Raw genomic sequence first — 2,500 nt, 5'->3', positions numbered from 1 at the left:
CAGGATGAAGGTTGGGTAACACCAACTGGAGGTCCGAACCAACACCCGTTGAAAAGGGTCTGGATGACTTGTGGCTAGGGGTGAAAGGCTAATCAAACCTGGAGATAGCTGGTTCTCCGCGAAAGCTATTTAGGTAGCGCCTCGGACGAATACCCACGGGGGTAGAGCACTGCATGGATGATGGGGGCCCACAGCCTTACTGAGTCTAAGCAAACTCCGAATACCGTGGAGTACTATCCGGGAGACACACAGTGGGTGCTAACGTCCATTGTGAAGAGGGAAACAACCCTGACCTGCAGCTAAGGCCCCTAATTCGTGGCTAAGTGGGAAAGCATGTGGGACGGCCAAAACAACCAGGATGTTGGCTTAGAAGCAGCCATCATTTAAAGATAGCGTAACAGCTCACTGGTCTAGATAAGCTGTCCTGCGGCGAAGATGTAACGGGGCTCAAGCCACGAGCCGAAGCTCAGGATGCACAGCGATGTGCGTGGTAGCGGAGCGTTCTGTGATATAGCTCATCATGTCTTACTTGCCGCAAGGCGAGGACGGACATGGAGAGCTTTCTGTGAAGCCGGGCTGTAAGGCATCCGGTGGAGAGATCAGAAGCGAGAATGTTGACATGAGTAGCGACAAACAGGGTGAGAAACCCTGTCGCCGAAAGTCCAAGGGTTCCTGCTTAAAGCTAATCTGAGCAGGGTAAGCCGGCCCCTAAGGCGAGGCCGAAAGGCGTAGTCGATGGGAATGAGGTTAATATTCCTCAGCCAGTGGGATGTGACGGATCGCAGATGTAGTTTGCCCTTATCGGATTGGGTGGGCTGCTGAGCGGTTCCTGGAAATAGCCCCACATCAGACCGTACCCTAAACCGACACAGGTGGACTGGTAGAGTATACCAAGGCGCTTGAGAGAACCACGTTAAAGGAACTCGGCAAAATGCTCCCGTAAGTTCGCGAGAAGGGAGCCCCATATGCACGCAAGTGTGTGTGGGGGGCACAAACTAGGGGGTGGCGACTGTTTACTTAAAACACAGGGCTGTGCGAAGCCGTAAGGCGACGTATACAGTCTGACGCCTGCCCGGTGCTGGAAGATTAAGAGGAGGGGTGCAAGCTCTGAATTGAAGTCCCAGTAAACGGCGGCCGTAACTATAACGGTCCTAAGGTAGCGAAATTCCTTGTCGGGTAAGTTCCGACCTGCACGAATGGCGTAACGATCTCCCCGCTGTCTCTAACGTGGACTCAGCGAAATTGAACTGTCTGTCAAGATGCAGACTACCCGCGGTTAGACGGAAAGACCCCATGAACCTTTACTCCAGCTTTGCATTGGCAACAGGACTGTGATGTGCAGGATAGGTGGTAGGCATTGAAGCGGGGACGCCAGTCTTCGTGGAGCCTCCCTTGAGATACCACCCTTCGCCGTCTTGTTGTCTAACCGCGACCCGTTATCCGGGCCCGGGACCGTGCATGGTGGGGAGTTTGACTGGGGCGGTCGCCTCCCAAACAGTAACGGAGGCGCGCGATGGTTGGCTCAGACCGGTCGGAAATCGGTCGTTGAGTGCAATGGCAGAAGCCAGCCTGACTGCAAGACTGACAAGTCGAGCAGAGACGAAAGTCGGTCATAGTGATCCGGTGGTCCCAAGTGGGAGGGCCATCGCTCAACGGATAAAAGGTACTCTGGGGATAACAGGCTGATGATGCCCAAGAGTCCATATCGACGGCATCGTTTGGCACCTCGATGTCGGCTCATCTCATCCTGGGGCTGGAGCAGGTCCCAAGGGTATGGCTGTTCGCCATTTAAAGAGGTACGTGAGCTGGGTTTAGAACGTCGTGAGACAGTTCGGTCCCTATCTGCCGTGGGTGCAGGAGACTTGAGAAGAGTTGACCCTAGTACGAGAGGACCGGGTTGAACGAACCACTGGTGGACCAGTTATCGTGCCAACGGTAGTGCTGGGTAGCTATGTTCGGACAGGATAACCGCTGAAGGCATCTAAGCGGGAAGCCCCCTTCAAAACAAGGTCTCCCTTGAGGGCCGTGGAAGACGACCACGTCGATAGGCCAGAGGTGTAAGCGCAGCAATGCGTTCAGCTGACTGGTACTAATTGCCCGATTGGCTTGATCTGATCCGGTAACAGCAAGGCAATAGCCCCTGTTCGGATCGTCAAAAGCACGTAGAACACGTGACGAAAACCTGGAACAATCACTGATGTTGGGGGAGTGAAAACTCACCTGTCTCTTCTCCGGTCTGGTGGTCATAGCGGGCACAAAACTCCCGATCCCATCCCGAACTCGGCCGATAAGTGTGCCTACGCCAATGGTACTGCGTCTCAAGACGTGGGAGAGTAGGTCGCCGCCAGACCTGAAAAGAGACAATCTCACTCAATACGATGACAAAACCCCCGATCGCACTCTCAGCCCTCGGGAAAATGGCGCGGGGTGGAGCAGCCCGGTAGCTCGTCAGGCTCATAACCTGAAGGCCGCAGGTTCAAATCCTGCCCCCGCAACCAAA

1 tRNA gene and 2 rRNA genes (1 of these 3 cut by a window edge) are annotated in these 2,500 nt (G+C 54.8%); all 3 read left to right on the top strand.

From position 1 onward, the window contains the following. Positions 1-2,114, top strand: a 23S ribosomal RNA gene (locus E8M84_RS21310) (it extends 718 nt beyond the left edge of the window). A 121-nt stretch (positions 2,115-2,235) separates the two neighbouring features. Further along, positions 2,236-2,350, top strand: a 5S ribosomal RNA gene (gene rrf, locus E8M84_RS21305). Between the two features lie 71 nt (positions 2,351-2,421). Next, positions 2,422-2,498, top strand: a tRNA-Met gene (locus E8M84_RS21300). Positions 2,499-2,500: the final 2 nt, after the last annotated feature.

Source organism: Rhodobacter sp. SY28-1 (genome assembly GCF_005222785.1).
In the GTDB taxonomy this organism is placed as follows: Bacteria; Pseudomonadota; Alphaproteobacteria; order Rhodobacterales; family Rhodobacteraceae; genus Tabrizicola.
This window is presented reverse-complemented; position numbering and strand designations above follow the sequence as displayed.